Origin of the sequence: Megasphaera jansseni (assembly GCF_047974155.1) — a bacterium.
In the GTDB taxonomy this organism is placed as follows: Bacteria; Bacillota; Negativicutes; order Veillonellales; family Megasphaeraceae; genus Megasphaera.
In genome coordinates, this window is record NZ_JBHYRR010000124.1 from 1 (window position 1) to 215 (window position 215).

General features: G+C 55.3%; 1 pseudogene. It reads left to right on the forward strand.

The window, feature by feature from the left end:
- Positions 1–215: pseudogene (locus tag ACE418_RS13675) on the forward strand (RNA-guided endonuclease TnpB family protein); the annotation flags it as partial.

The window sequence follows — 215 nt, forward strand, 5'->3', positions numbered from 1 at the left end:
CAGGCCAGCTGCCTGGATTTGGACGACATTCCCGTATACCAGCCGGATGCTCCCTATACAGGAACGTTTAGCGGAAAACGAGTCCGGCGCGGCTTGTACCGCTTTGCCGATGGAAGGACGGCCAATGCCGACATCAATGGCGCCGCCAATATACTCCGCAAAAGTAAGCAGAACTTCGATTTCGAGGAACTGTGTAAGGGGCTTTTGGACAGCCC